Raw genomic sequence first — 20,791 nt, 5'->3', positions numbered from 1 at the left:
CTGGGCCGTCGGCTTCCTGATCACCTTCACGTTCGGTGGTCTGACCGGTGTCATCCTGGCCTCGCCGCCGATGGACTTCCACGTCTCCGACTCGTACTTCGTGGTGGCCCACTTCCACTACGTGGTCTTCGGTACGGTCGTCTTCGCCATGTTCTCCGGCTTCCACTTCTGGTGGCCGAAGATGACCGGCAAGATGCTGGACGAGCGCCTCGGCAAGATCACCTTCTGGACGCTGTTCGTCGGCTTCCACGGCACCTTCCTGGTCCAGCACTGGCTGGGCGTGGAGGGCATGCCGCGCCGTTACGCCGACTACCTGGCGGCCGACGGCTTCACCGCCCTGAACACGGTCTCCACCATCTGCTCCTTCCTGCTCGGCCTGTCGATCCTGCCGTTCCTCTACAACGTCTGGAAGACGGCCAAGTACGGCAAGCCGGTGGACGTGGACGACCCCTGGGGCTACGGCCGTTCGCTGGAGTGGGCGACCTCCTGCCCGCCGCCGCGGCACAACTTCATCACCCTGCCGCGGATCCGCAGCGAATCCCCGGCGTTCGACCTGCACCACCCTGAGATCGCCGCGCTCGAGCAGCTCGCGCACAGCGGTCACGGCACCGCCATCGCGGGCAGCAAGGAGGCCGGCAAGTGAAGATCCAGGGTCGGATGTTCATCTGGCTGAGCGTCTTCCTCCTGATCATGGCCATCGTGTATGGCGTGTGGTCGAAGGAGCCGGCCGGTACCACCGCACTGTTCCTGGCCTTCGGCCTGAGCGTGATGATCGGCTTCTACCTGGGCTTCACCGCCCGGCGGGTCGACGCGGGCGCCCAGGACGACAAGGAGGCCGACGTCGCGGACGACGCGGGCGAGCTGGGCTTCTTCAGCCCGCACAGCTGGCAGCCGCTGCTGCTGGGCTTCGGCGGTGCGATCGCCTTCCTCAGCATCGCTGTCGGCTGGTGGCTGATCTACTTCTCGGCCCCGTTCATCGTGGTCGGTCTGTTCGGCTGGGTGTTCGAGTACTACCACGGTGAGAACCGCACCCAGTAGCACACGGGCAGCACGCACCGGCAAGCCCGGACACTCCCTCAGGAGCGTCCGGGCTTGCCGGTTTTTTTCCACAGGACGCCCGAATGCGGTCGTTCCTTTGCCGCAGTGTCGGTCGCTCGTACGGGTTACTCACCGCGCCAATGGGCTCAGCGCCTCATAGCGTGATCGTATGAACCACACTCCGCGGACCCGCACCGTCGTCAGCTGCACCCTGCTGGTGACCGCGCTCGGCGCGGGCGTCACCGCCTGCGGTTCGGACGGCAACCCCCTGTCGGCCAAGCCGTACGACGCGGCGGGCGAGATCTCCGTCAACGGGCCGTCCGAAGCGGGGGAGCGGGCCGACCCGGACAAGCCCCTGGAGATCACCGCCACCGGTGACGACCGCATCACCGACGTCACCGCCCAGGACTCCGCAGGGCGCTATGTGGCGGGCGAACTCGCCGCCGACGGCAGCAGATGGCACAGCACCGCCCCGCTGGCCGCCAACGCCCACTACACGGTCACGGTGAGCACCGAGGACGACGACGGCGCGCCCGGCCGCAAGGTCCTCACGTTCGACACCAGCAAGCCCACCGGCAAGAAGCGACTGACCGTGACCCTCGGGCCGAAATCGGGCCAGTACGGCGTCGGACAGCCCATCACCGCCCAACTCGACCAGGACGTCAAGGACAAGGCGCAGCGCGCCGTCGTGGAGCGCGGCCTCCGGGTGGACTCCACGCCGGCCGTGGAGGGCTCCTGGTACTGGGTGAGCGGCAAGGAACTCCACTACCGGCCCAAGGAGTACTGGCCCGTCCACGCCACCATCACGGTGCACAGCAACCTGGACGGCATCAGGATCGGCGACCGGCTGTGGGGCGGCCCGTCGAAACCGCTGAGGATCACCACGGGTGACCGGATCGAGGCCGTCACGGACGCCGCCGCGCACCAGCTGACGTTCTACAAGAACGGCGAGGCGCTCAAGCGGATCCCCGTCACCACCGGCAGGCCCGGGTACGACACCCGCAACGGCATCAAGGTCGTCCTGGAGAAGGCGTACGTCGTCCGCATGCGCGGCACCACGATCGGCATCGCCGCGAACAGCTCCGACTCCTACGACCTGTCGGTCTACTACGCCACCCGGGTGACCTGGTCCGGCGAGTACGTGCACGCCGCGCCCTGGTCCGTGGGCTCACAGGGCTACGCCAACGTCAGTCATGGCTGCACGGGCATGAGCAACGGCAACGCCGCGTGGTTCTTCGACAACATCCACCAGGGCGACATCGTCAGGGTCGTCAACTCCCACGGCCACCAGATGGAGGACTTCGGCAATGGCTTCGGCGACTGGAACGTCGACTGGAAGAAGTGGAGCAAGGGCAGTGCCCTCGTCAACGGCAGGCCCGACAGCCCGTCCGAGGCGGACACGGTGAGACTCCAGCCGGCGGCACTGTAAGCGTGCCCCGTAGGGGCGCGGGGCCGTCTGCGGCATGCGGCTGCCGCCGCCTGGGCGCGAAGAGGACCCACCGGCCCGCACTCGCGCCCGAGACCACGCGCCCCGAGCTACTGGGCGCCCACCAACCGCCTCTGACGCAGCAAGGAGGCCAACGCCGACGAAAACTCCACAGGATCCACCGGAAGAGTCACAGCAGCGTCGGCCCGGCTCCACGTGGCCAGCCACGCGTCCTGCGGTCGCCCCATCAGCACCAGCACCGGCGGACAGTTGAACACCTCGTCCTTGATCTGCCGGCACACCCCCATGCCCCCCATCGGCACGGCCTCGCCGTCCAGCACGCACACATCGATCCCGCCCCTGCCCAGCTCACGCAGCACGGCGTCGGGTGTCGCGCACTCCACGAACTCGACAAGGGGGACGTCGGGAGCAGGCCTGCGGCCGGCGGCCAGCCGTACTTGCTCGCGGGTGTTGGAGTCGTCGCTGTAGACCAGCACCGTGGCGGTCGGCTGCATTGTTCCTCCGGGACGTCAGCGTCGTACGGACGGGACGGACAAGGCCGTTCGGGCGGAGCTTACTCCCGTGGAAGTCCCCATGAACACCACGTCAACACCGGTTCGGCGGGTGGCAACACTCCGAACGGCACCCCCCGGAGTGAGGGCGGGATAAGCGACCGACATAATGTCGGTCGTGGCGACAGCAACGACAGTAGAAACCGGGCACGCGCACCCGTCGGTCAACCGGCCGAACCTCACCAGCGTCGGAACCATCATCTGGCTGAGTTCCGAGCTGATGTTCTTCGCGGCCCTCTTCGCGATGTACTTCACCCTGCGATCGGTGACGGGTCCGGCGCACTGGAAGCACATGGCCGACGCGCTCAATGTGCCCTTCTCCGCGACGAACACCACGATCCTGGTGCTCTCCTCGCTCACCTGCCAGCTCGGCGTGTTCGCGGCCGAGCGCGGGGACGTGAAGAAGCTCCGCGGGTGGTTCATCCTCACCTTCGTCATGGGTGCGATCTTCATCGGCGGTCAGATCTACGAGTACACGAGCCTGGTGAGGGACGAGGGCATCTCGCTCTCCTCCGACCCGTACGGCTCGGTGTTCTACCTGACCACCGGCTTCCACGGCCTGCACGTGACGGGCGGTCTCATCGCCTTCCTGCTGGTCCTCGGGCGCACCTACATGGCCAAGAGGTTCACCCACGAGCAGGCGACCGCCGCCATCGTCGTGTCCTACTACTGGCACTTCGTCGATGTGGTCTGGATCGGCCTTTTCGCCACGATCTACCTGATCAAGTAGCCGGGACCGGCTCCCGCACATCCAGAACCACCGACGCAGAAGATCCTGACACCGGGGTAATCCGTGAAAAAGCTCTCCGCACGACGACGCCATCCGCTGGCGGCGGTCGTCGTCCTACTCCTCGCGCTGGCGGCCACTGGGGGGCTGTACGCCGCGTTCGCACCCGCGGGCAAGGCGCAGGCCGATGATTCCGCCCAGTCCCTGACCATCCAGGAGGGCAAGAAGCTCTACGAGGTCGGCTGCGCCAGCTGCCACGGCACCGGTGGCCAGGGCTCCTCCGACGGGCCGAGCCTGGTCGGCGTGGGTGCCGCGGCCGTCGACTTCCAGGTCGGCACCGGCCGTATGCCGGCCGCCACCTCGCAGGGCGCCCAGGTCCCGCGCAAGAAGGTCGTCTACAACCAGACGCAGATCGACCAGCTCGCCGCGTACATCGCCTCGCTGGGCGCCGGCCCGAACGTGCCCACCAAGGACCAGTACGGCCCCGGCGGCGCGGACATCGCCAAGGGTGGCGAGCTGTTCCGCACCAACTGCGCGCAGTGCCACAACTTCACCGGCAAGGGCGGTGCCCTGACCAAGGGCAAGTTCGCGCCCACGCTGGAGGGTGTCGACCCGAAGCACATCTACGAGGCCATGCAGACCGGCCCGCAGAACATGCCGTCGTTCCCCGACACCACGCTGTCCTCGAAGAACAAGAAGGACATCATCGCGTACCTGCACGCGGTCGACAGCAGCGATACGACGAACCCCGGCGGTCTGGAGCTGGGCGGCCTCGGGCCGGTCAGTGAGGGTCTGTTCGCCTGGATCTTCGGTCTCGGCGCGCTGATCGCCGTCGCCGTCTGGGTCGCCGCTCGGACCGCAAAGGCCAAGAAGTCATGAGTAGCCAAGACATTCCAGAAGAGAACCTGCCCGCTGAGCAGGACCACGCGCGCGGTGCGGTAGGGGTCGCGGACGAGGTGAACCCGTTCGCCGACCCGGGGCTGCCGCCTCACGAGCACCGCATCCAGGACATCGACGAGCGGGCCGCCAAGCGGTCCGAGCGCGCGGTCGCCCTGCTGTTCACGGTGTCGATGCTGGCCACCGTCGGCTTCATCGTCTCGTACGTGGCGATCCCGCACGACAAGAGCATCTTCGTCTTCCCGATCGGGCACCTCAGCGCGCTGAACTTCGCGCTGGGCCTGACCCTCGGTGCGGCGCTGTTCTGCATCGGCGCGGGCGCGGTCCACTGGGCCCGCACCCTGATGTCCGACGTCGAGGTCGCCGACGAGCGCCACCCGATCGAGGCCGCCCCCGACGTCCGCGCGAAGGTCCACGCGGACTTCCGTCAGGGTGCCGCCGAGTCGGTGCTCGGCCGTCGCAAGCTGATCCGCAACACGATGTTCGGCGCGCTGGCCCTGGTGCCGCTCTCCGGCGTCATGCTGCTGCGCGACCTCGGTCCGCTGCCCGGCACCTCGCTGCGGCACACCATGTGGGCCAAGGGCAAGCGTCTGGTGAACACGAACACCAACCTGCCGCTGCGCCCCGAGGACGTCGCCGTCGGCTCCCTCACCTTCGCCAAGCCCGACGGGCTGGAGGAGACGAGCGAGGACTTCCAGACGGAGATCGCCAAGGCCGCGCTGATGATCGTCCGGCTGCAGCCGGGCAACATCAAGGACAAGCGCGAGCTCGACTGGTCGCACGAGGGCATCGTCGCGTTCTCCAAGATCTGCACGCACGTCGGTTGCCCGATCTCGCTGTACGAGCAGCAGACGCACCACGTGCTGTGCCCGTGCCACCAGTCCACCTTCGACCTCTCCGACGGCGCCCGAGTGATCTTCGGCCCCGCCGGCCACGCCCTGCCGCAGCTGCGCATCGGTGTGGACAGTGAGGGTTACCTCCAGGCGCTCGGCGACTTCGAGGAGCCCGTCGGTCCTGCATTCTGGGAGCGCGGATGAGTACTGCAGCGAACGAGACGCCCCGCTCGCGCGGGAAGGCACCGGCCGGCGAGCGGATCGCCGACTGGGCCGACGGCCGGCTCGGGATCTACTCCCTGGCCAAGTCCAACATGCGCAAGATCTTCCCCGACCACTGGTCGTTCATGTTGGGCGAAGTGTGCATGTACAGCTTCATCATCATCATCCTGACGGGTGTCTATCTGACGCTGTTCTTCCACCCGTCGATGAACGAGGTGGAGTACCACGGCTCCTACGTCCCGCTCCAGGGACAGCTGATGTCCGAGGCGTTCAGCTCGACCCTGCACATCTCCTTCGACGTGCGCGGTGGTCTGCTCATGCGGCAGATCCACCACTGGGCCGCGCTGATCTTCCTCGCCGGCATGTTCGTGCACATGATGCGCGTGTTCTTCACCGGCGCGTTCCGCAAGCCGCGTGAGATCAACTGGCTGTTCGGCTTCCTGCTGTTCGTCCTGGGCATGTTCACCGGCTTCACCGGTTACTCGCTCCCGGACGACCTGCTCTCCGGCACCGGTGTCCGCTTCATGGAGGGCGCGATCCTGTCCGTGCCGATCGTCGGCACGTACCTGTCGTTCTTCCTCTTCGGCGGGCAGTTCCCCGGCCACGACTTCGTCGCCCGGTTCTACTCGATCCACATCCTGCTGCTGCCGGGCATCATGCTCGGCCTGATGGTGGGCCACCTGATCCTGGTCTTCTACCACAAGCACACGCAGTTCGCGGGTCCGGGCAAGAGCAACAAGAACGTCGTCGGCATGCCGCTGCTGCCGGTCTACATGGCCAAGGCCGGAGGCTTCTTCTTCCTGGTCTTCGGTGTCATCGCGGCCATCGCGGCGGTCGCCCAGATCAACCCGATCTGGGCCATGGGCCCCTACCGTCCGGACCAGGTGTCCACCGGCGCCCAGCCCGACTGGTACATGGGCTTCTCCGAGGGTCTGATCCGCTTCATGCCGGGCTGGGAGATCAACTTCTGGGGTCACACGCTCGTCCTGGGCGTGTTCATCCCGCTGGTGATCTTCCCGCTGGTCCTGGTGGCGATCGCGGTCTACCCGTTCATCGAGTCCTGGGTCACCGGCGACAAGCGCGAGCACCACATCCTGGACCGCCCGCGCAACGCCCCGACGCGCACCGGTCTCGGCGTCGCCTGGATGACGCTGTACCTGACGCTGCTGGTCGGCGGCGGCAACGACCTGTGGGCCACGCACTTCCACCTGTCGATCAACGCCGTGACCTGGTTCGTCCGGATCGCCTTCTTCGTCGGCCCGGTCATCGCGTTCCTCGTCACCAAGCGGATCTGCCTGGGTCTGCAGCGCCGCGACCGCGACAAGGTGCTGCACGGTCGCGAGACCGGCATCATCAAGCGCCTGCCGCACGGTGAGTTCATCGAGGTGCACGAGCCGCTCAGCCAGGAGCAGCTGCACACCCTCACGGCTCACCACCAGTACGAGCCGGCCGAGATCGGCCCGACGGTCGACGAGAACGGTGTCGAGCGCAAGGTGCCGGCCTCGGAGAAGCTCCGGGTGAAGCTGTCCAGCGCCTACTACGGCGAGGACAACCAGATCCCGAAGCCCACCGTCGACGAGTACAAGGAGATCACGAGCGGCCACGGCCACCACTGATCCCCCGCGTCGCCACGCCACGCCGAAGGGCCCCGTCCGGCTTACGGACGGGGCCCTTCGCCCTGCCCGGGGCTGGATAGGCTGGGATCACACTGTTCTACGACACCAGGAGCGGCTGATGAGCGCTGTGACCCCCGCTGGAGGCGACACCGCGGCGGGCCGTTCCTGGCCCGCGGTACTGAACGCCCTGCTGGAGGGCCGCGACCAGAGCGCGGACGCCACGGCATGGGCGATGGACCGGATCATGCGCGGAGAGGCGACGGACGCGCAGATCGCGGGATTCGCCGTGGCCCTGCGGGCCAAGGGCGAGACGGTGGAGGAGATCACCGGGCTCGTCCGCGCGATGTACGAGCACGCGAACGTCATCGAGGTGCCGGGGGAGACCGTCGACATCGTCGGCACCGGTGGTGACGGGGCGAAGACGGTGAACATCTCCACCATGTCCGCGATCGTCGTCGCCGGCACCGGCGCGAAGGTCGTCAAGCACGGCAACCGGGCCGCTTCCTCGGCGTCGGGCGCGTCGGACGTGCTGGAGAAGCTCGGCGTCAATCTCAACCTCCCGCTGGAGCGGGTCCCGCAGGTCGCCGAAGAGGCCGGGATCACCTTCTGCTTCGCGGTGAAGTTCCACCCGGCGCTGCGCCATGTCGCCGCGGCCCGCGGCCAGTTGGGCATCCGCACGACCTTCAACGTCCTCGGTCCGCTGACCAATCCGGCGAAGGTCCGCGCCCAGGCCGTCGGCGTGGCGGATCTCCGGATGGCCCCGATCGTGGCCGGCGTCCTCGCCGAGCGCGGCAACTCCTCGCTGGTCTTCCGCGGCGACGACGGCCTGGACGAGCTGACGACGACCGCCACCTCGCGGGTGTGGATCGTCCGGGACGGCAAGGTCACCGAGGAGACCTTCGACCCGCGGGACGTCGGCATCGGCCTCGTCTCCGTGGAGGCGCTGCGCGGCGCGGACGCGTCGTACAACGCGGAGGTCGCCCGGCGCCTGCTCGACGGCGAGCGGGGGGCCGTACGCGACGCGGTGCTGCTGAACTCCGCGGCCGCCCTCGCGGCCCTGCACCCGACGGACGCCCCGCTCGCCGACCAGCTGCGGGCCGGCATGGCCAGGGCCGCCGAGTCCATCGACTCGGGCGCGGCGAAGCGGGCGCTGGAGCGGTGGGTGGCGGCGAGCAACGCCTAGCGGTCACCGACGGTCGTCCCGCGATCCGGACGCGGGTTGCGGGACGGCGATCTCTTCCCGTACGTTCCTGAACCAGGTCATGAGTGACAGTCATTCGGCCCCGGCCGGCTGTCCGGCAACCCTCCGTCCGTGGCGGGGTGCCCCGGGTGAGGACCAGGCCGTAGGCAGCGAGGTCTACGGCAAGCGCGGACCCCTCGCGCGCTTCCCGAGAGCGCGGGACCAGGGGTCCTGGTCATCGAGGGAGCCTTCCGTGAGCAAGCGAATGCGATAGGGCCGCCGAGCCCCGCCTCCGCGCACCCCTTTCTCTTCTTCCTGCGTCCTCCGGGCGTATGTCCTCACGGGAGTTCCTCATGTCCGTCTTCACCGCTGCCGCCGACCAGTCCGTTTGTGCCCCGCTGCCCGTTCTGGGCCGGGATGTCACCGTCCCGCTCGTGACCGGCGGCGAGGTCACCTACGCGGCCCTCGACTACGCGGCCAGCGCCCCCGCCCTGCAGCGCGTCTGGGACGACGTGGCCGCCTACGCGCCGTACTACGGCAGCGTCCACCGGGGCGCCGGCTACCTCTCCCAGCTCTCCACCGACCTGTTCGAGAACGCCCGCAGCACGGTCGCCGACTTCCTCGGCTGCCGCGCCGACGACCAGGTGATCTTCACCCGCTCGACCACGGACTCCCTGAACCTCCTGGCCCGTGCCCTCCCGGCCGACTGCCAGGTCTTCGTCTTCGAGACCGAGCACCACGCCTCCCTGCTGCCCTGGCAGGACGCCCGTGTCACCTACCTCAACGCCCCGCGCACCCCGCAGCAGGCCGTCACCACCCTGGAGCGGGCCCTGGCCGAACGCGACCCGTACGGCCCGGCACTGGTCTGCGTCACCGGCGCCTCCAACGTCACGGGCGAGCTGTGGCCGGTACGGGAGCTGGCGGCGGCCGCGCACGCGCACGGCGCCCGCATCGTCCTGGACGCCGCCCAGCTGGCGCCCCACCACCCCGTGTCCCTCCGCGACCTGGACGTGGACTGGGTCGCCTTCTCGGGCCACAAGCTGTACGCCCCCTTCGGCTCCGGCATCCTGGCCGGCCGTGCCGACTGGCTGCGCGCGGCCGAGCCGTACCTCGCGGGCGGCGGCGCCAGCCGCAGGGTGACCCGGCGTCAGGACGGCGGCGTGGACGTGGAGTGGCACGAGAGCGCCGCGCGGCACGAGGCGGGGTCGCCCAACGTGATCGGCGCGTACTCCATCGCGTCGGCCTGCAAGGCGCTGACCGAGGCCGGCTGGGACGCCCTGGTGGCCCGCGAGCAGCACCTGGTCGCCAGGGTCCGTGCGGGTCTGGCGGAGGTTCCCGAGGTGAAGATCCTCTCCCTCTTCGGCGACGACGCCCCGCGCGTCGGTGTCATCTCCTTCGTCGTCGAGGGCTGGAACAGCTCCCACTTCGCCGCCGCGCTCTCCGCCGAGTACGGCATCGGGGTCCGCGACGGCCTCTTCTGCGCCCACCCCCTGGTCCGCACCCTCCTCGGCACCGATCCTCAGACCCAGGGCGAGTGCGGCGCCCCCGAGGCCGCGCCGGGCGAGAAGTCCCTCAACGCCATCCGCGTCAGCTTCGGCGCGGGCACCCCCGACGAGCATGTCGACCGCTTCGTCACCGCGGTGCGCGAACTCGTCACCGAGGGCGCGAAGTGGACGTACCGGACGGAGGACGGCCGCTGCGTACCGGCGGTGTGATCAGCCCCTGAGGGCCGGCGGCTCACGGATCCCGGAGAACGGCACGCGTTCCCGGCACCGAAGAGGCCGCCGCCCCGGTGACGATCACGCGCGTCGGTGCGGTCTTCCGGTGTCCGAGGAGGCGCCCGGGTCGGTGGCGATCATGTGCGAGGGCGCGTTGTTGCGGTGCCGTCGAGGCGCTGGGATTGGTGGCGATCGTGCGCGTCGGCGCGGTTTTCCGGTGTCCGGGGAGGCACCTGGGCTGGTGGCGATCATGTGCGAGGGAGCGTTGTTGCGGTGCCGTCGAGGCGCTGGGATTGGTGGCGATCGTGCGCGTCGGCGCGGTTTTCCGGTGTCCGGGGAGGCGCCCGGGCTGGTGGCGGTCGTGTGCGAGGGCGCGTCTGTGCGGTGCCGTCGAGGCCCTGGGTCGGTCACATCACGCGCGACGGTGCGGTCTTCCGGTGTCCGGGGAGGCACCTGGGCTGGTGGCGATCATGCCGCGCGCGTCGGCGCGGTCTTCCGGTGTCCGACGAGGCATCCGGGTCGGTGACGATCCCGTGCGACGGTGCGTTTCCCGGTGTCGTCGATGCGTCCGGGGCGGTCACGAGCACGTCGCGGCAGCACGACGGCTGCGGCACCGGCTCCCCGGATGCTCCCTGCCGGCCACACGACCTCCGGCGCCGGAGGTCCGGCTCGGCGACGAGGCCGACCGGTCCTGCGGGGGCGGGTTCCGCGCCGACGGCGCGCGCAGGCTGATCACGGTCGGCCCGCCAGGCAGCCCGCAGCGGACCCGCACGCCCGGCACCCGGAACCGAGCCGCAAGGGTCCTGCTCGGTGCCGACCTGTCCGTCTCGACCGGCAGCCCGGACTCGGGCGGGCTGCGCCGCCGCGCCGCCGACGGCAGTACGCCGGGGCCGGCCGTCACTCCCGTCGTCGCGGGGCACGCGGGACGGGGCGCCGATGCGCCGGTGACGGTCCTGGCGCGCACCCGGTTCACCGGCTCGGCCGCCCCGTGAGCGTGCAGGGGCGTCCCGGATCAGTAGCGGACCCCGGACCCGCGCCCCCGGCGCCGGTATCGGCGTGGCCGAACCGCCCGTCTAGTTGTCCAGGCCGATCGAGAACGCCGCTTCCAGGTCGTGCTGGGAGTAGGTGCGGAACGCGACGTGCGTGTCGGTGGCCTCCACGCCGGGGATCTTGCTGATCCGGCCGGGGATGACATCGGCCAGGTCCTCGTGCTGCCGGACCCGGACCATGGCGATCAGGTCGTAGGTGCCGGTGACCGAGAAGACCTCGCTGACGCTCTCCAGCGCGGCGATCTGCTCCGCGATCTCGGGGATCCGGTCCACGCTGGTCTTGATGAGGACGATCGCGGTGATCACGGCTGGTTCTCTCCCTCGGGTGCCGGAGCTGGGGCGCACTTCACTCTAGTCGTACGGCCGTACCGGACCCACGCGTAGCCGAAGCCCAGGCCGAAGCCGACGAGGTGGGCCAGATACGCCACCCCGGGACCGTTGGAACTCTGCTCCGCCGCCGCCCACTGCAGCGCCGCCCAGAACGGCAGCACGACCCACGCCGGGAACCGCAGTGGCAGGAAGAACAGGAACGGCAGAAGACTGGTCACACGGGCCCGGGGGAACAGGTAGAGGAACGCTCCGAGGACCGCCGAGATCGCCCCGGAGGCGCCCACCAGCGACTGCTCGGAGGCGGCGTTGGCGGCCGCGTAGCCCAGCAGGGCGAGATACCCGCAGCCGACGTAGAAGAGGGTGAACGCGACCCGGCCCATCCGTTCCTCGGTCATCGTGCCGAAGACGAAGAGGAAGAGCATGTTGCCGAGCAGATGCACCCAGCTGCCGTGCACGAACAGGGCCGTGGCGGGAGTCAGGGCCGCGCGCACCGGCCTGGCGAACAGCTCGGCCGGTACCACCCCCCAGCGCCGGAAGTACGCCCGCTGCGCGGCCAGCAGGCCGTCCCCGGAGCCGTATCCCGGTGTGAGCCCCGAGGCCGGGCCCAGGACGAAGAGCAGACAGCACAGGGCGATGAGTCCGTACGTCATGGGCGCCGGTGCGCTCCGGACCGCTCTGAAGGCCCTGCCGGCCGCCGTGCTCCACTCGCTGATCATGAATACAGAGCATGACGTAACGGGACGCAAGCTGACAGACCGCCTCGCCGCCTTGGAGGGACCAGCGGCGAGTCGCCGCCAGGCCGTAGGGTTACGGCCACACCCGTCCGCCGGCGGCGCGGTGAGCGACTACGAGAAGGAAGCGGACAGCCACGATGACGGTTCCCCTGCCGACCGCCACCACCCGATGGCGCTGCACGCTGTGCGGCAACCTCACCCGGTTCGACGTGACGCGTTCCTCGAAGGTCGTCGAGTACGTCCACCTCGATCTGGCCGGCGAGCCGACCGTGGAGGAGCGCGAGGTGGTCAGTGAGACCATCGAGTCGGTGCGCTGCCGCTGGTGCAACGCGGTGGACCAGGTGGAACTCGTGGACAGGCCGGGTGCCGGCTCCTGAGCGGAGCGGCCCCGAAGAAGTCGAAGTAGTGGGGTGTGACGGATGGCGGAGACCGCAGGCGGGGGGCCGGGCGACGGCACCGCTGAGGTGCTTGACCGTCCGCTGCCCGACGGAGTGCGCCGCAGGGTCGTCCAGATCGTCTCGGACGGCTTCGGCAGCCTGACCGTGGCGGAACTGCCCGCCCAGCTCAGGCAGTACGCCCGGTTCGCCCCCAACCGCCGGGCGAAGTTCGCCGGGAACGCGATGGCGGCGGCACTGGAGACCGACGCGCTGTTCCGGCAGCGGATCGGGGAGAAGTTCAGAGAGGCGCAGCCGGAACTCGCCGGCGCACTCGACTCCGGCTCGCCGCTCCCGGCCGCGGACCCGCTCGACGTGGCGGCCGCGGCCTATGTACTGCGCCCGGCGGGCTGGGTGAAGCTGGTCACGGCGGCCGGCGAGGAGGTCCAGCGCGCGGACGCCGAGCGCGCCGACGAGGAGAGCCGGGCCGAGCTGGAGCGACTGCGCGCCGAGCTGGCCCAGGCCCGCGAGCACACCCGCGCCGAGAGCGAACGGCTGCGTACGGAGCTGGAGTCGGCGAAGAGGGAAGCGGAATCCCTGCACCGCAAGCTCCGGGCCGCCCTCAGCGACGTGAAGCGGGGCGAGGCCGCCCTGCGCAAGGCCCAGGCCGAGATGGACGCCGTACGCGCCGAGGCGCACCGGCAGGTGTCGGCCGCCGAGAGCGAGTCCCGCCGGCTCAAGGCCCGCCTCGGTGAGGCCGAGGCCGCGCTGGAGGCGACCCGCCGCGCCGCCCGCGAGGGCCGCAGCGTGGAGGACATGCGGGTACGGCTGCTGCTCGACACCCTGCTGGAGGCGACCCAGGGCCTCAGGCGCGAACTCGCCCTGCCACCCGTGTCCGTACGGCCCGCCGAGACCGTGGACGCGGTCGAACCGGGACGAATGACACCGAAGGACATCGCGGCGCGCGCCCTGTCGGAGCACGATCCGGCCATCCTCGACCAGTTGCTGGCGCTGCCGCAGGTCCATCTGGTGGTCGACGGCTACAACGTCACCAAGACCGGCTATCCGCAGATGCCGCTGGAGAAGCAGCGGCTCAGGCTCCTCGGCCAGCTCTCGGCGCTGGCCGCGCAGACCGGCGCCGAGGTGACCTGTGTCTTCGACGGCGCCGAACTGGCCGCCCCGGTGCTGCTGGCGCCGCCGCGCGGGGTCAGGGTGCTGTTCTCGAAGCCGGGCGTCACGGCCGACGAGCTGATCCGGCAGCTCGTGCGCGCGGAGCCGCCGGGCCGTCCGGTCATCGTCGCCTCCACCGACCGCGAGGTGGCCGACGGGGTCGCCAGGGCGGGTGCCCGTCCCGTCGCCTCTGCGGTGCTTCTGAAGCGACTGTCCTGAAGGCCCAACGGGCATATGCAATGCCCGAATTGGCCGGATCGTCACGCAACGTAGTGTCGATCACGCATCACCGCATGTGAGTTCTGTGCAAAGAATGCATTGCGTGATGGGATTTTCTGGTGAGAGGATTTGAACTGATCACAACTGGGTCACTAGGGTCTGGGCTCGAACCTCCGAACGGGTGATCACTCACTCACTCACGAGAAGGAGTTCGTCCTCCGTGGCGTCCCACCGTCGACCCAAGCAGCAGAGTCGCGCCCGCGTGACCGTGCTGACCACCGCAGCAGCGGCCGCCGTCGTCCTGAGCGCGAACGCCGCCAACGCCGCGCCGAGCCAGAAGCTCACCAAGGACCAGGTCAAGGCCAAGGTCGACAAGCTCTATCAGGAGGCCGAGCAGGCCACCGAGAAGTTCAACGGGGCGAAGGAGAAGCAGCAGAAGCTGCAGAAGGAAATATCCACGATCCAGGACAACGTCGCCCGGGGCCAGCAGGACCTCAACAAGCTGCGCGACGGCCTGGGTTCGCTGGCCACCTCGCAGTACCGCTCCGGCGGCATCGACCCCTCGGTCCAGCTCTTCCTGTCCTCCAACCCGGACGACTTCCTCGACAAGGCCTCCACGCTCGACCAGCTGAGCGCCCAGCAGGTCGACGCGCTGAAGAAGATTCAGGACAAACAGCGCGAACTCGCCCAGGAGCGCGCCGAGGCCGCCGAGAAGCTCAAGGACCTCTCCTCCACGCGCACCCAGCTGGAGCAGAAGAAGGAGGAGGTCCAGGGCAAGCTCGCCGCGGCGCAGAAGCTCCTCAACACCCTGACGGCCAAGGAGAAGCAGGAGCTGGCCGCCCAGCAGGCGCGCGCCGACCGCTCCTCCAGCCAGCGGGTGAACCTCGGCGACGCCCCGCCCGCCTCCGGCCGTGCCGCGGCGGCCTTCTCCGCGGCCCAGGCCCAGCTCGGCAAGCCGTACGTCTACGGTGCCACCGGCCCCTCCTCCTTCGACTGCTCGGGCCTGACCTCCTACGCCTACGCCCAGGCCGGCGTCTCCATACCGCGCACCTCCGAGGCACAGGCCACCATCGGCACCCGCATCTACGACCAGAGCCAGCTCAAGGTCGGCGACCTGGTGTTCTTCTACGGCGACATCCACCACGTCGGCCTGTACGCGGGCAACGGCCAGGTGCTGCACGCCCCGCACACCGGCGCGGTGGTCCGCTACGAGGCGATGTCCGACATGCCGTTCCAGTTCGGCGTCCGGGTCTGATACCCGCGCAAGGCCCGGGAAACGCTCGCACGGGGGCGCCCGAACGGGCGAATCCCGTGGACCGGAACTGACTCCACGCCCCGCCAATGACCTGGGTCAGCGGCGGGGCGTCACTGTGTGTTGCCGCCACGGCCGTTGGTCCGGCCCCTTCCGCACGGCTACTGTCTGCCGCGTTTCCCCGGCGCCGGGGCCTCCCCGTCCCCAGGCGCCGGGGAAGCAGTCTCTGTCCGCCAGCAGAAGGACTGCCGTGGGGTCTCACCGTCGCTACGCCTCCTCCGGATTCGACCGGGGCGCCGTCGCCCTGTGCGTGCTGTCGGCCGCGACCGCCGCGCTCGGCGCCGTACCGGCGCAGGCCGCACCGCACGCCGACGGCCGGTCCGAGGTGGACCGGCTCTACCAGGAGGCCGAGCAGGCGACCCAGGCCTACGACAGGGCAAAGGAGCGGGAGAGCACGCTGCGCCGGGAGGTGCGCGAGGCCCAGGACCTCATCGCCCGGCAGCAGCAGCACATCAACACCCTGCGCGAGAAGCTGGGTTCGCTGGCCGGCGCCCAGTACCGCGCGGGCGCCCTCGACCCGGCCGTCGCGCTGCTCTTCTCCGACGACCCCGACGACTATCTCGACAAGGCGTCCACCCTCGACCGCATCACCTCCCAACAGGCCGGACAGCTGCGGGAGTTGCAGTCGGCGATGCGGGACCTCGCCCAGGAGCGCACGGAGGCGGCCGGGAAGCTCGCCGAGCTGGAGAGCAGCCGCAAGGCCGTGTCCGTGCAGAAGCACACCGTGGTGCAGAAGCTCGCCAGGGCCCGGCAGCTGCTCAACGCGCTCCCGCCCGCCGAACGCGTCGCCTTCGGCCGGGCCTCGCGCGACGACGGCTCCGGCCGCCTCGTCCTGCCCGACCTGTCCGGTCTGACCGGCGTCCTCGCCCCCGAGACCGCCGACGCCCCCGACGCCCGCGCCGCCGCCGCGGTGGCCGCCGCCCGTTCCGCCCTCGGCCGGCCGTATGTGTGGGGCGCCAGCGGCCCCTCCGGCTTCGACTGTTCGGGCCTGATGCAGTGGTCGTACGCGCACGCCGGGGTCCAGCTGCCGCGCACCTCGCAGGAGCAGCGCTTCGCGGGCCGGCAGGTCCCGCTCTCCCAGGCCCGCCCCGGCGACCTGGTCGTCTACCGCTCCGACGCCAGCCATGTGGGCATGTACGTCGGCAACGGCCAGGTCATCCACGCGCCCTATCCCGGAGCGGCGGTGCGCTACGACCCGGTCGGGATGATGCCGGTCACCTCCGTCACCCGGCCCTGAACGCGCCGCCCGCCGTTACGATCGGGAAGTGGCTGGTAACAGGCGGGCGTGGAGCATCGGGGCCGTGGGGCTCGGGCTGCTGCTGCCCCTGGCCGGCTGCGGCGGCACACCGGGCGACTCCGCCCGCTCGGAGGTGCAGCACCTGCTCGACCGGCGCTCGGCCGCGCTCCTCGGACACGACGAGACGGCGTACGGGGCGACGGGCACCCGCACGGAGTACACCCGGCTGCGCGCCCTGCCGCTGGCCTCCTGGGCCTACCGCGTCACCGCGGTGCACCCCACCTCCGCCGGCGCCACCGCCGACGCCGACCTCAGCTACCGCGTCGCCGGGTACGACAGGGCCCCGGTCGACGCCCGCCGCACCCTCACCCTCGGCCGCACCGCCGACGGCAAGTGGTACGTCATCGCCGACAGGCCCGCCGAGGACGCCGGGCAGCAACTGTGGGACCAGGGCCCGGTGACCGCCGTCAAGGGCGCGCACAGCCTGGTGCTGGGCACCGGCCGGACCGCCGCCCAGCTGCGCGGATACGCCTCGCTGGCCGACCGCGCCGTGCCGGCCGTCTCCCGGGTCTGGGGCACCGACTGGGCCCGCCATGTCGTCGTCCTCGTCCCGCGGTCCCTTCAGGGCATGGGGGGACTGCTCGGCTCGCCCGCCGCGAACTACCGGGGCATCGCCGCCGTGACCACCGGCGAGGCGGGCGGTTCGGGCCGGGCGCCGGCGGACCGGGTGGTCGTCAACCCGGAGGCGTACGCCATCCTCGGCGACCTCGGCAAGCAGGTGGTGCTCACCCACGAGACCACCCATGTGGCCACCCGCGCGCACACCACCGCCGCGACCCCGCTGTGGCTCTCCGAGGGCTACGCGGACTGGATCGGCTACCTCGGCACCGGCCGCACCCCCACCGAGGCCGCGCCGGAACTCACCCGCGCCGTCCAGGACGGCCACCCGCCCGCCGAGCTCCCCACCGACGGGGACTTCGGCTTCACCAGCGACCCGGCCGAGCTCGCCCGGGCCTACGAGGGCGGGTGGCTGGCCTGCCGGATGATCGCCGACCGCTGGGGCACGGCCCGGCTCGACGCCTTCTACCGCGCCGTCGGCGCCCACGAGAAGCGGGCGGGGGCGGTCGAGGACGCGCTGAAGAGGGTGCTGGGGACCACACCGGGGGAGTTCACCGGGCAGTGGCGGGCGTATGTGCGGGCGCAGCTGACCCGGACCGAGTGACGGCCGGTTTCCCTGTCCGGCGCATCGGCCGGACCCTTCGAGCGTCGCGATGGCCTCGCCCAGCCAGGCCCGCTCCGCCGTCCCGGTGGCCCGGGCGACCCGCAGCACCCCCGCGCGGACGCGATGTCCGTGCAGTGCGCGGCCGGGACGGCGCTGCGCCGGAGTACCGACCGCCGCGAGCGGGCCGGGCAGCCCTGCCCCGCGCGAAGTGAGCCGGGAGCAGGGTCGGGGCGCGTGGCCCGGTCGGTGGGGCGGCGGTCCACGGCGCGGCGGCCGGGTTCTCCCGGTGGCCGGGGCTGCGGCGGCCTGCCGGGTGTTGTGCCGGGATCGGCGAGGTCTTCGTGGGCGCCGGGACCCGGTGGCGTGGCCTCTCGGGTTTCGTGAGCCGGCCGGCCTGTCCTCGGGGCGGGGCGGGGCGGCCGGGTCAGGGGGAGACCGTGGTCCGTCGTGGCCGGGACGGCCGCGGCGGCAGCGGTGCGGCGGGAGCCGGTGGCACGGTCGAGCGCCACAGCCGGCGGGCCGCCGTGAGCGAGGCCGCGACCAGCAGACCGTTGCGCACCGCCAGCAGCAGAACGCCGTACCGGTCGCTGAGCACGATGTGCGAGAAGCCGAGCGGGAACTCCAGGACCGTCACGAAGGACGCGGCCACCACCATCAGCGCGGGCGCCCCCATCCGGCTCGCGCGGTACGACACACAGACCGCGGCCAGACCGATCAGCCACACCAGGTACTGCGGGCTGATCACCCGGCTGGTCACCGTGAAGAGCAGGACCGCGGTGAAGGCCGCCTCCGCGAGCGTGTGCGCCGCCCTGCGGGCCGCGCGCAGCCGCCACAGCAGCAGCCAGCCGAACGCGGCCGCGGTCAGCGCCAGCGCCGCCGCGCTGACCTGGCCCACGTGCGGGCCGAGGAACTCGATCGACCCGTAGTTCAGCAGCACCTGGCCCTGCCAGCCGAAGTGCCGGGCCACATGGAAGACCAGGGCGCCCAGCGACTCCACCTCGGTGCCCCGCTCCCGCTGGAAGGTCAGGAAGGCGAAGGCTCCCGGCATGGACACCGAGAACAGCGCCGAGAGCCCCGCCGCGGTCACCGCCGCCGACCACCACGCCCGTGCCCGCAGGGCACCGACCAGCAGCAGCGCCGGCCACACCTTCAGCAGCGCCCCGAACGCGGTGAGCGCGCCCATCACCCGCGGATGCCGGGCCCCGGCGACCAGCGCCGCCACGGCCACCGCGGTCACGATCACGTCGTAGCGGGCGTACACCGTCGGCCCGAGCAGCGGCACGCCCGCGACCCACACCCAGGCGCCGCGCAGAGACCGGCCGGGGCGCCGGCTCGGATACAGCAGCAGCGCGAGGACCACCGCGTCGGCGAGGAACGCCAGGGCGAAGAAGGCGTGCGCGTACGACAGGAAGGGCAGGGCGGCGGGGGCGAGTACCGGGAGGGCGGCGGCAGGCGGGTACTGCCAGGTCACGTCGTCCAGCGGAAACGTTCCCTGGCGCAGCACCTCGTACCAGCCCCGGTAGATCACCGACACGTCGGAGGTGACGTCCGGGCCCGGGAAGACGTACACCTGGAACACGAACAGCAGCAGCACCACACGGGTGACGCCCCAGGTCGCGAGCAGCCATGCCAGGGACCGCCCGGCACCTTTGGTCTCCACGTGATCCCCTGCCGTTCGATTTCGGGTCGTGGACCATGATGTCGTGCCCGTCCGTGTGCATGCCACAGACTCGGCCGCACGCGGCTCCGGACGGAGGATTGGGTAGGGTCGGCCGCGATGCACAAGACCCTGATCGTGACCAACGACTTCCCGCCCCGGCCGGGCGGCATCCAGGCCTTCCTGCACAACATGGCCCTCCGCCTGGACCCCGGCCGGCTGGTCGTCTACGCCTCCACCTGGAAGCGAGGCCGGGAGGGCAGCGAGGCCACGACCGCCTTCGACGCCGAGCAGCCCTTCACCGTCGTACGCGACCGTACGACCATGCTGCTGCCGACCCCGCAGGCGACCCGGCGGGCGGTCGGGCTGCTGCGCGAGCACGGCTGCACCTCGGTGTGGTTCGGGGCGGCGGCGCCGCTCGGCCTCATGGCCCCGGCGCTCCGCAAGGCGGGTGCCGAGCGGCTGGTGGCCACCACCCACGGCCACGAGGCCGGCTGGGCCCAGCTGCCCGCCGCCCGGCAACTGCTGTGCCGGATCGGGGAGTCGACGGACACGATCACCTATCTGGGCGAGTACACGCGGTCCAGGATCGCCACCGCGCTGACGCCTAAGGCGGCGCGCCGCATGGTCCAGCTGCCGCCCGGTGTCGACGAGAAGACCTTCCATCCCGGCTCCGGTGGCGACGAGGTCCGCGCCCGCCTCGGCCTGACCGACCGCCCGGTCGTGGTCTGTGTCTCCCGGCTGGTCCCGCGCAAGGGCCAGGACACCCTCATCCAGGCCATGCCCCGCATCCTCGCCGCCGAGCCGGACACCGTGCTGCTGATCGTCGGCGGCGGGCCGTACGAGCGGGACCTGCGGCGGATGGCCGCCGAGACCGGCGTCGGCGACTGTGTCCGCTTCACCGGCCCCGTCCCCTGGTCCGAACTCCCCGCCCACTACGGCGCCGGCGACGTCTTCGCCATGCCCTGCCGAACGCGCCGAGGCGGCCTGGACGTGGAGGGCCTGGGCATCGTCTACCTGGAGGCCTCGGCGACGGGCCTGCCGGTGGTCGCGGGCGACTCGGGCGGCGCGCCCGACGCCGTACTCGACGGGGAGACGGGCTGGGTCGTCAGAGGCGGCGAACCGGCGGCGGCAGCCGACCGGATCGTGGCCCTGCTGGGCGACCCCGAGCTACGCCGCAGGATGGGCGAGCGGGGCAGACAGTGGGTGGAGGAGAAGTGGCGCTGGGACCTGCTCGCCGAGAAACTCAAAGACTTGC

General features: G+C 70.9%; 20 protein-coding genes and 1 riboswitch. Of the genes, 16 read left to right on the top strand and 4 right to left on the bottom strand.

Annotated elements, in window-relative coordinates; translation table 11 throughout:
* From LMU33_RS40000 to LMU33_RS39990, 3 genes are all read left to right on the top strand, one after another.
* The coding region (locus LMU33_RS40000; RefSeq protein WP_228626909.1) for a cytochrome c oxidase subunit I at nt 1–643 on the top strand (643 nt) is incomplete at its 5' end.
* Complete coding sequence (locus LMU33_RS39995; RefSeq protein ID WP_228626907.1) at nt 640–1,038, top strand: cytochrome c oxidase subunit 4; 399 nt, start codon at nt 640–642, stop codon at nt 1,036–1,038. The genes LMU33_RS40000 and LMU33_RS39995, both read left to right, overlap by 4 nt.
* Before the next feature lie 169 nt (nt 1,039–1,207).
* Complete coding sequence (locus tag LMU33_RS39990) at nt 1,208–2,467, top strand: L,D-transpeptidase (RefSeq protein WP_228626905.1); 1,260 nt, start codon at nt 1,208–1,210, stop codon at nt 2,465–2,467.
* 107 nt (nt 2,468–2,574) lie between these two features.
* On the opposite strand, the gene LMU33_RS39985 is transcribed toward LMU33_RS39990, so the two are convergent.
* On the bottom strand, nt 2,575–2,979 hold the full coding sequence (locus LMU33_RS39985) for a response regulator (RefSeq protein ID WP_228626903.1): 405 nt from the start codon (nt 2,977–2,979) through the stop codon (nt 2,575–2,577).
* A gap of 166 nt (nt 2,980–3,145) precedes the next feature.
* Here LMU33_RS39985 and ctaE point away from each other — a divergent pair, with 166 nt between their 5' ends.
* The 7 genes from ctaE (at nt 3,146) to LMU33_RS39950 (ending at nt 11,221) form a co-directional block, all read left to right on the top strand.
* The gene (ctaE, locus tag LMU33_RS39980; RefSeq protein ID WP_228626901.1) at nt 3,146–3,766 is read left to right on the top strand and encodes an aa3-type cytochrome oxidase subunit III; all 621 of its coding nucleotides are present in this window, start codon (nt 3,146–3,148) and stop codon (nt 3,764–3,766) included.
* A 63-nt stretch (nt 3,767–3,829) separates the two neighbouring features.
* Nucleotides 3,830–4,642, top strand: coding sequence for a cytochrome bc1 complex diheme cytochrome c subunit (gene qcrC, locus LMU33_RS39975; protein WP_228626899.1), 813 nt, complete (start codon nt 3,830–3,832; stop codon nt 4,640–4,642).
* Complete coding sequence (gene qcrA, locus LMU33_RS39970; protein WP_228626897.1) at nt 4,639–5,697, top strand: cytochrome bc1 complex Rieske iron-sulfur subunit; 1,059 nt, start codon at nt 4,639–4,641, stop codon at nt 5,695–5,697. Before qcrC ends, qcrA begins: the two co-directional genes overlap by 4 nt.
* Entirely contained in the window at nt 5,694–7,331 is a 1,638-nt protein-coding gene (gene qcrB, locus LMU33_RS39965; RefSeq protein WP_228626895.1) for a cytochrome bc1 complex cytochrome b subunit, read from the top strand. The genes qcrA and qcrB overlap by 4 nt, the downstream gene beginning before the upstream one ends.
* A gap of 118 nt (nt 7,332–7,449) precedes the next feature.
* Nucleotides 7,450–8,514 (top strand): anthranilate phosphoribosyltransferase, encoded by a 1,065-nt coding sequence (gene trpD / locus LMU33_RS39960; protein ID WP_228626893.1) that lies wholly within the window; start codon nt 7,450–7,452, stop codon nt 8,512–8,514.
* 75 nt (nt 8,515–8,589) lie between these two features.
* A riboswitch (SAM riboswitch) is annotated at nt 8,590–8,706 on the top strand.
* A gap of 158 nt (nt 8,707–8,864) precedes the next feature.
* Entirely contained in the window at nt 8,865–10,226 is a 1,362-nt protein-coding gene (locus tag LMU33_RS39955) for an aminotransferase class V-fold PLP-dependent enzyme (RefSeq protein WP_228626891.1), read from the top strand.
* A gap of 536 nt (nt 10,227–10,762) precedes the next feature.
* Nucleotides 10,763–11,221: a hypothetical protein gene (locus LMU33_RS39950; RefSeq protein ID WP_228626890.1), complete on the top strand. Its 459-nt coding sequence runs from the start codon at nt 10,763–10,765 to the stop codon at nt 11,219–11,221.
* Between the two features lie 81 nt (nt 11,222–11,302).
* Here the strand turns inward: LMU33_RS39950 and LMU33_RS39945 are convergent, their stop codons facing one another.
* Together LMU33_RS39945 and LMU33_RS39940 are read right to left on the bottom strand one after the other, a co-directional pair.
* The gene (locus LMU33_RS39945; RefSeq protein ID WP_228626888.1) at nt 11,303–11,584 is read right to left on the bottom strand and encodes an Lrp/AsnC family transcriptional regulator; all 282 of its coding nucleotides are present in this window, start codon (nt 11,582–11,584) and stop codon (nt 11,303–11,305) included.
* Entirely contained in the window at nt 11,581–12,324 is a 744-nt protein-coding gene (locus LMU33_RS39940; RefSeq protein WP_228626886.1) for a rhomboid family intramembrane serine protease, read from the bottom strand. The genes LMU33_RS39945 and LMU33_RS39940 overlap by 4 nt, the downstream gene beginning before the upstream one ends.
* 155 nt (nt 12,325–12,479) lie before the next feature.
* On the opposite strand from LMU33_RS39940, the gene LMU33_RS39935 reads away from it, so the two are divergent.
* The 5 genes from LMU33_RS39935 (at nt 12,480) to LMU33_RS39915 (ending at nt 17,876) form a co-directional block, all read left to right on the top strand.
* A complete protein-coding gene (locus LMU33_RS39935) occupies nt 12,480–12,719 on the top strand; it encodes a hypothetical protein (RefSeq protein WP_014672226.1) in 240 nt (79 codons plus the stop codon).
* Nucleotides 12,720–12,761: 42 nt separating this feature from the next.
* Nucleotides 12,762–14,105 (top strand): NYN domain-containing protein, encoded by a 1,344-nt coding sequence (locus LMU33_RS39930; RefSeq protein WP_228626884.1) that lies wholly within the window; start codon nt 12,762–12,764, stop codon nt 14,103–14,105.
* A gap of 220 nt (nt 14,106–14,325) precedes the next feature.
* Nucleotides 14,326–15,360 carry a C40 family peptidase gene (locus LMU33_RS39925; RefSeq protein ID WP_228626882.1) on the top strand — a complete coding sequence of 345 codons (1,035 nt, stop codon included), beginning with the start codon at nt 14,326–14,328 and terminating at the stop codon, nt 15,358–15,360.
* 247 nt (nt 15,361–15,607) lie between these two features.
* A complete protein-coding gene (locus LMU33_RS39920; protein ID WP_228626880.1) occupies nt 15,608–16,654 on the top strand; it encodes a C40 family peptidase in 1,047 nt (348 codons plus the stop codon).
* A 28-nt stretch (nt 16,655–16,682) separates the two neighbouring features.
* Complete coding sequence (locus LMU33_RS39915; RefSeq protein ID WP_228626878.1) at nt 16,683–17,876, top strand: hypothetical protein; 1,194 nt, start codon at nt 16,683–16,685, stop codon at nt 17,874–17,876.
* Nucleotides 17,877–18,300: 424 nt separating this feature from the next.
* On the opposite strand, the gene LMU33_RS39910 is transcribed toward LMU33_RS39915, so the two are convergent.
* On the bottom strand, nt 18,301–19,536 hold the full coding sequence (locus tag LMU33_RS39910; RefSeq protein ID WP_228626876.1) for a glycosyltransferase 87 family protein: 1,236 nt from the start codon (nt 19,534–19,536) through the stop codon (nt 18,301–18,303).
* 117 nt (nt 19,537–19,653) lie between these two features.
* Between LMU33_RS39910 and LMU33_RS39905 the strand changes: the two genes are divergently transcribed.
* The coding region (locus LMU33_RS39905) for a glycosyltransferase family 4 protein (protein ID WP_228626874.1) at nt 19,654–20,791 on the top strand (1,138 nt) is incomplete at its 3' end.

The sequence above is a fragment of the Streptomyces barringtoniae genome, from assembly GCF_020819595.1.
Taxonomy (GTDB): Bacteria; Actinomycetota; Actinomycetes; order Streptomycetales; family Streptomycetaceae; genus Streptomyces; species Streptomyces barringtoniae.
Note: the sequence above shows the minus strand (reverse complement) of the source record. Positions and strands in the feature narration are given on the sequence as shown.

Coding starts and splice junctions, on each gene's coding strand:
- qcrB (WP_228626895.1), top strand. CDS start 5,694: ATGAGTACTGCAGCGAACGAGACGCCCCGCTCGCGCGGGAAGGCACCG.
- trpD (WP_228626893.1), top strand. CDS start 7,450: ATGAGCGCTGTGACCCCCGCTGGAGGCGACACCGCGGCGGGCCGTTCC.
- LMU33_RS39985 (WP_228626903.1), bottom strand. CDS start 2,979: ATGCAGCCGACCGCCACGGTGCTGGTCTACAGCGACGACTCCAACACC.
- LMU33_RS39955 (WP_228626891.1), top strand. CDS start 8,865: ATGTCCGTCTTCACCGCTGCCGCCGACCAGTCCGTTTGTGCCCCGCTG.
- LMU33_RS39940 (WP_228626886.1), bottom strand. CDS start 12,324: ATGATCAGCGAGTGGAGCACGGCGGCCGGCAGGGCCTTCAGAGCGGTC.
- qcrA (WP_228626897.1), top strand. CDS start 4,639: ATGAGTAGCCAAGACATTCCAGAAGAGAACCTGCCCGCTGAGCAGGAC.
- ctaE (WP_228626901.1), top strand. CDS start 3,146: ATGTCGGTCGTGGCGACAGCAACGACAGTAGAAACCGGGCACGCGCAC.
- LMU33_RS39935 (WP_014672226.1), top strand. CDS start 12,480: ATGACGGTTCCCCTGCCGACCGCCACCACCCGATGGCGCTGCACGCTG.
- LMU33_RS39990 (WP_228626905.1), top strand. CDS start 1,208: ATGAACCACACTCCGCGGACCCGCACCGTCGTCAGCTGCACCCTGCTG.
- LMU33_RS39930 (WP_228626884.1), top strand. CDS start 12,762: ATGGCGGAGACCGCAGGCGGGGGGCCGGGCGACGGCACCGCTGAGGTG.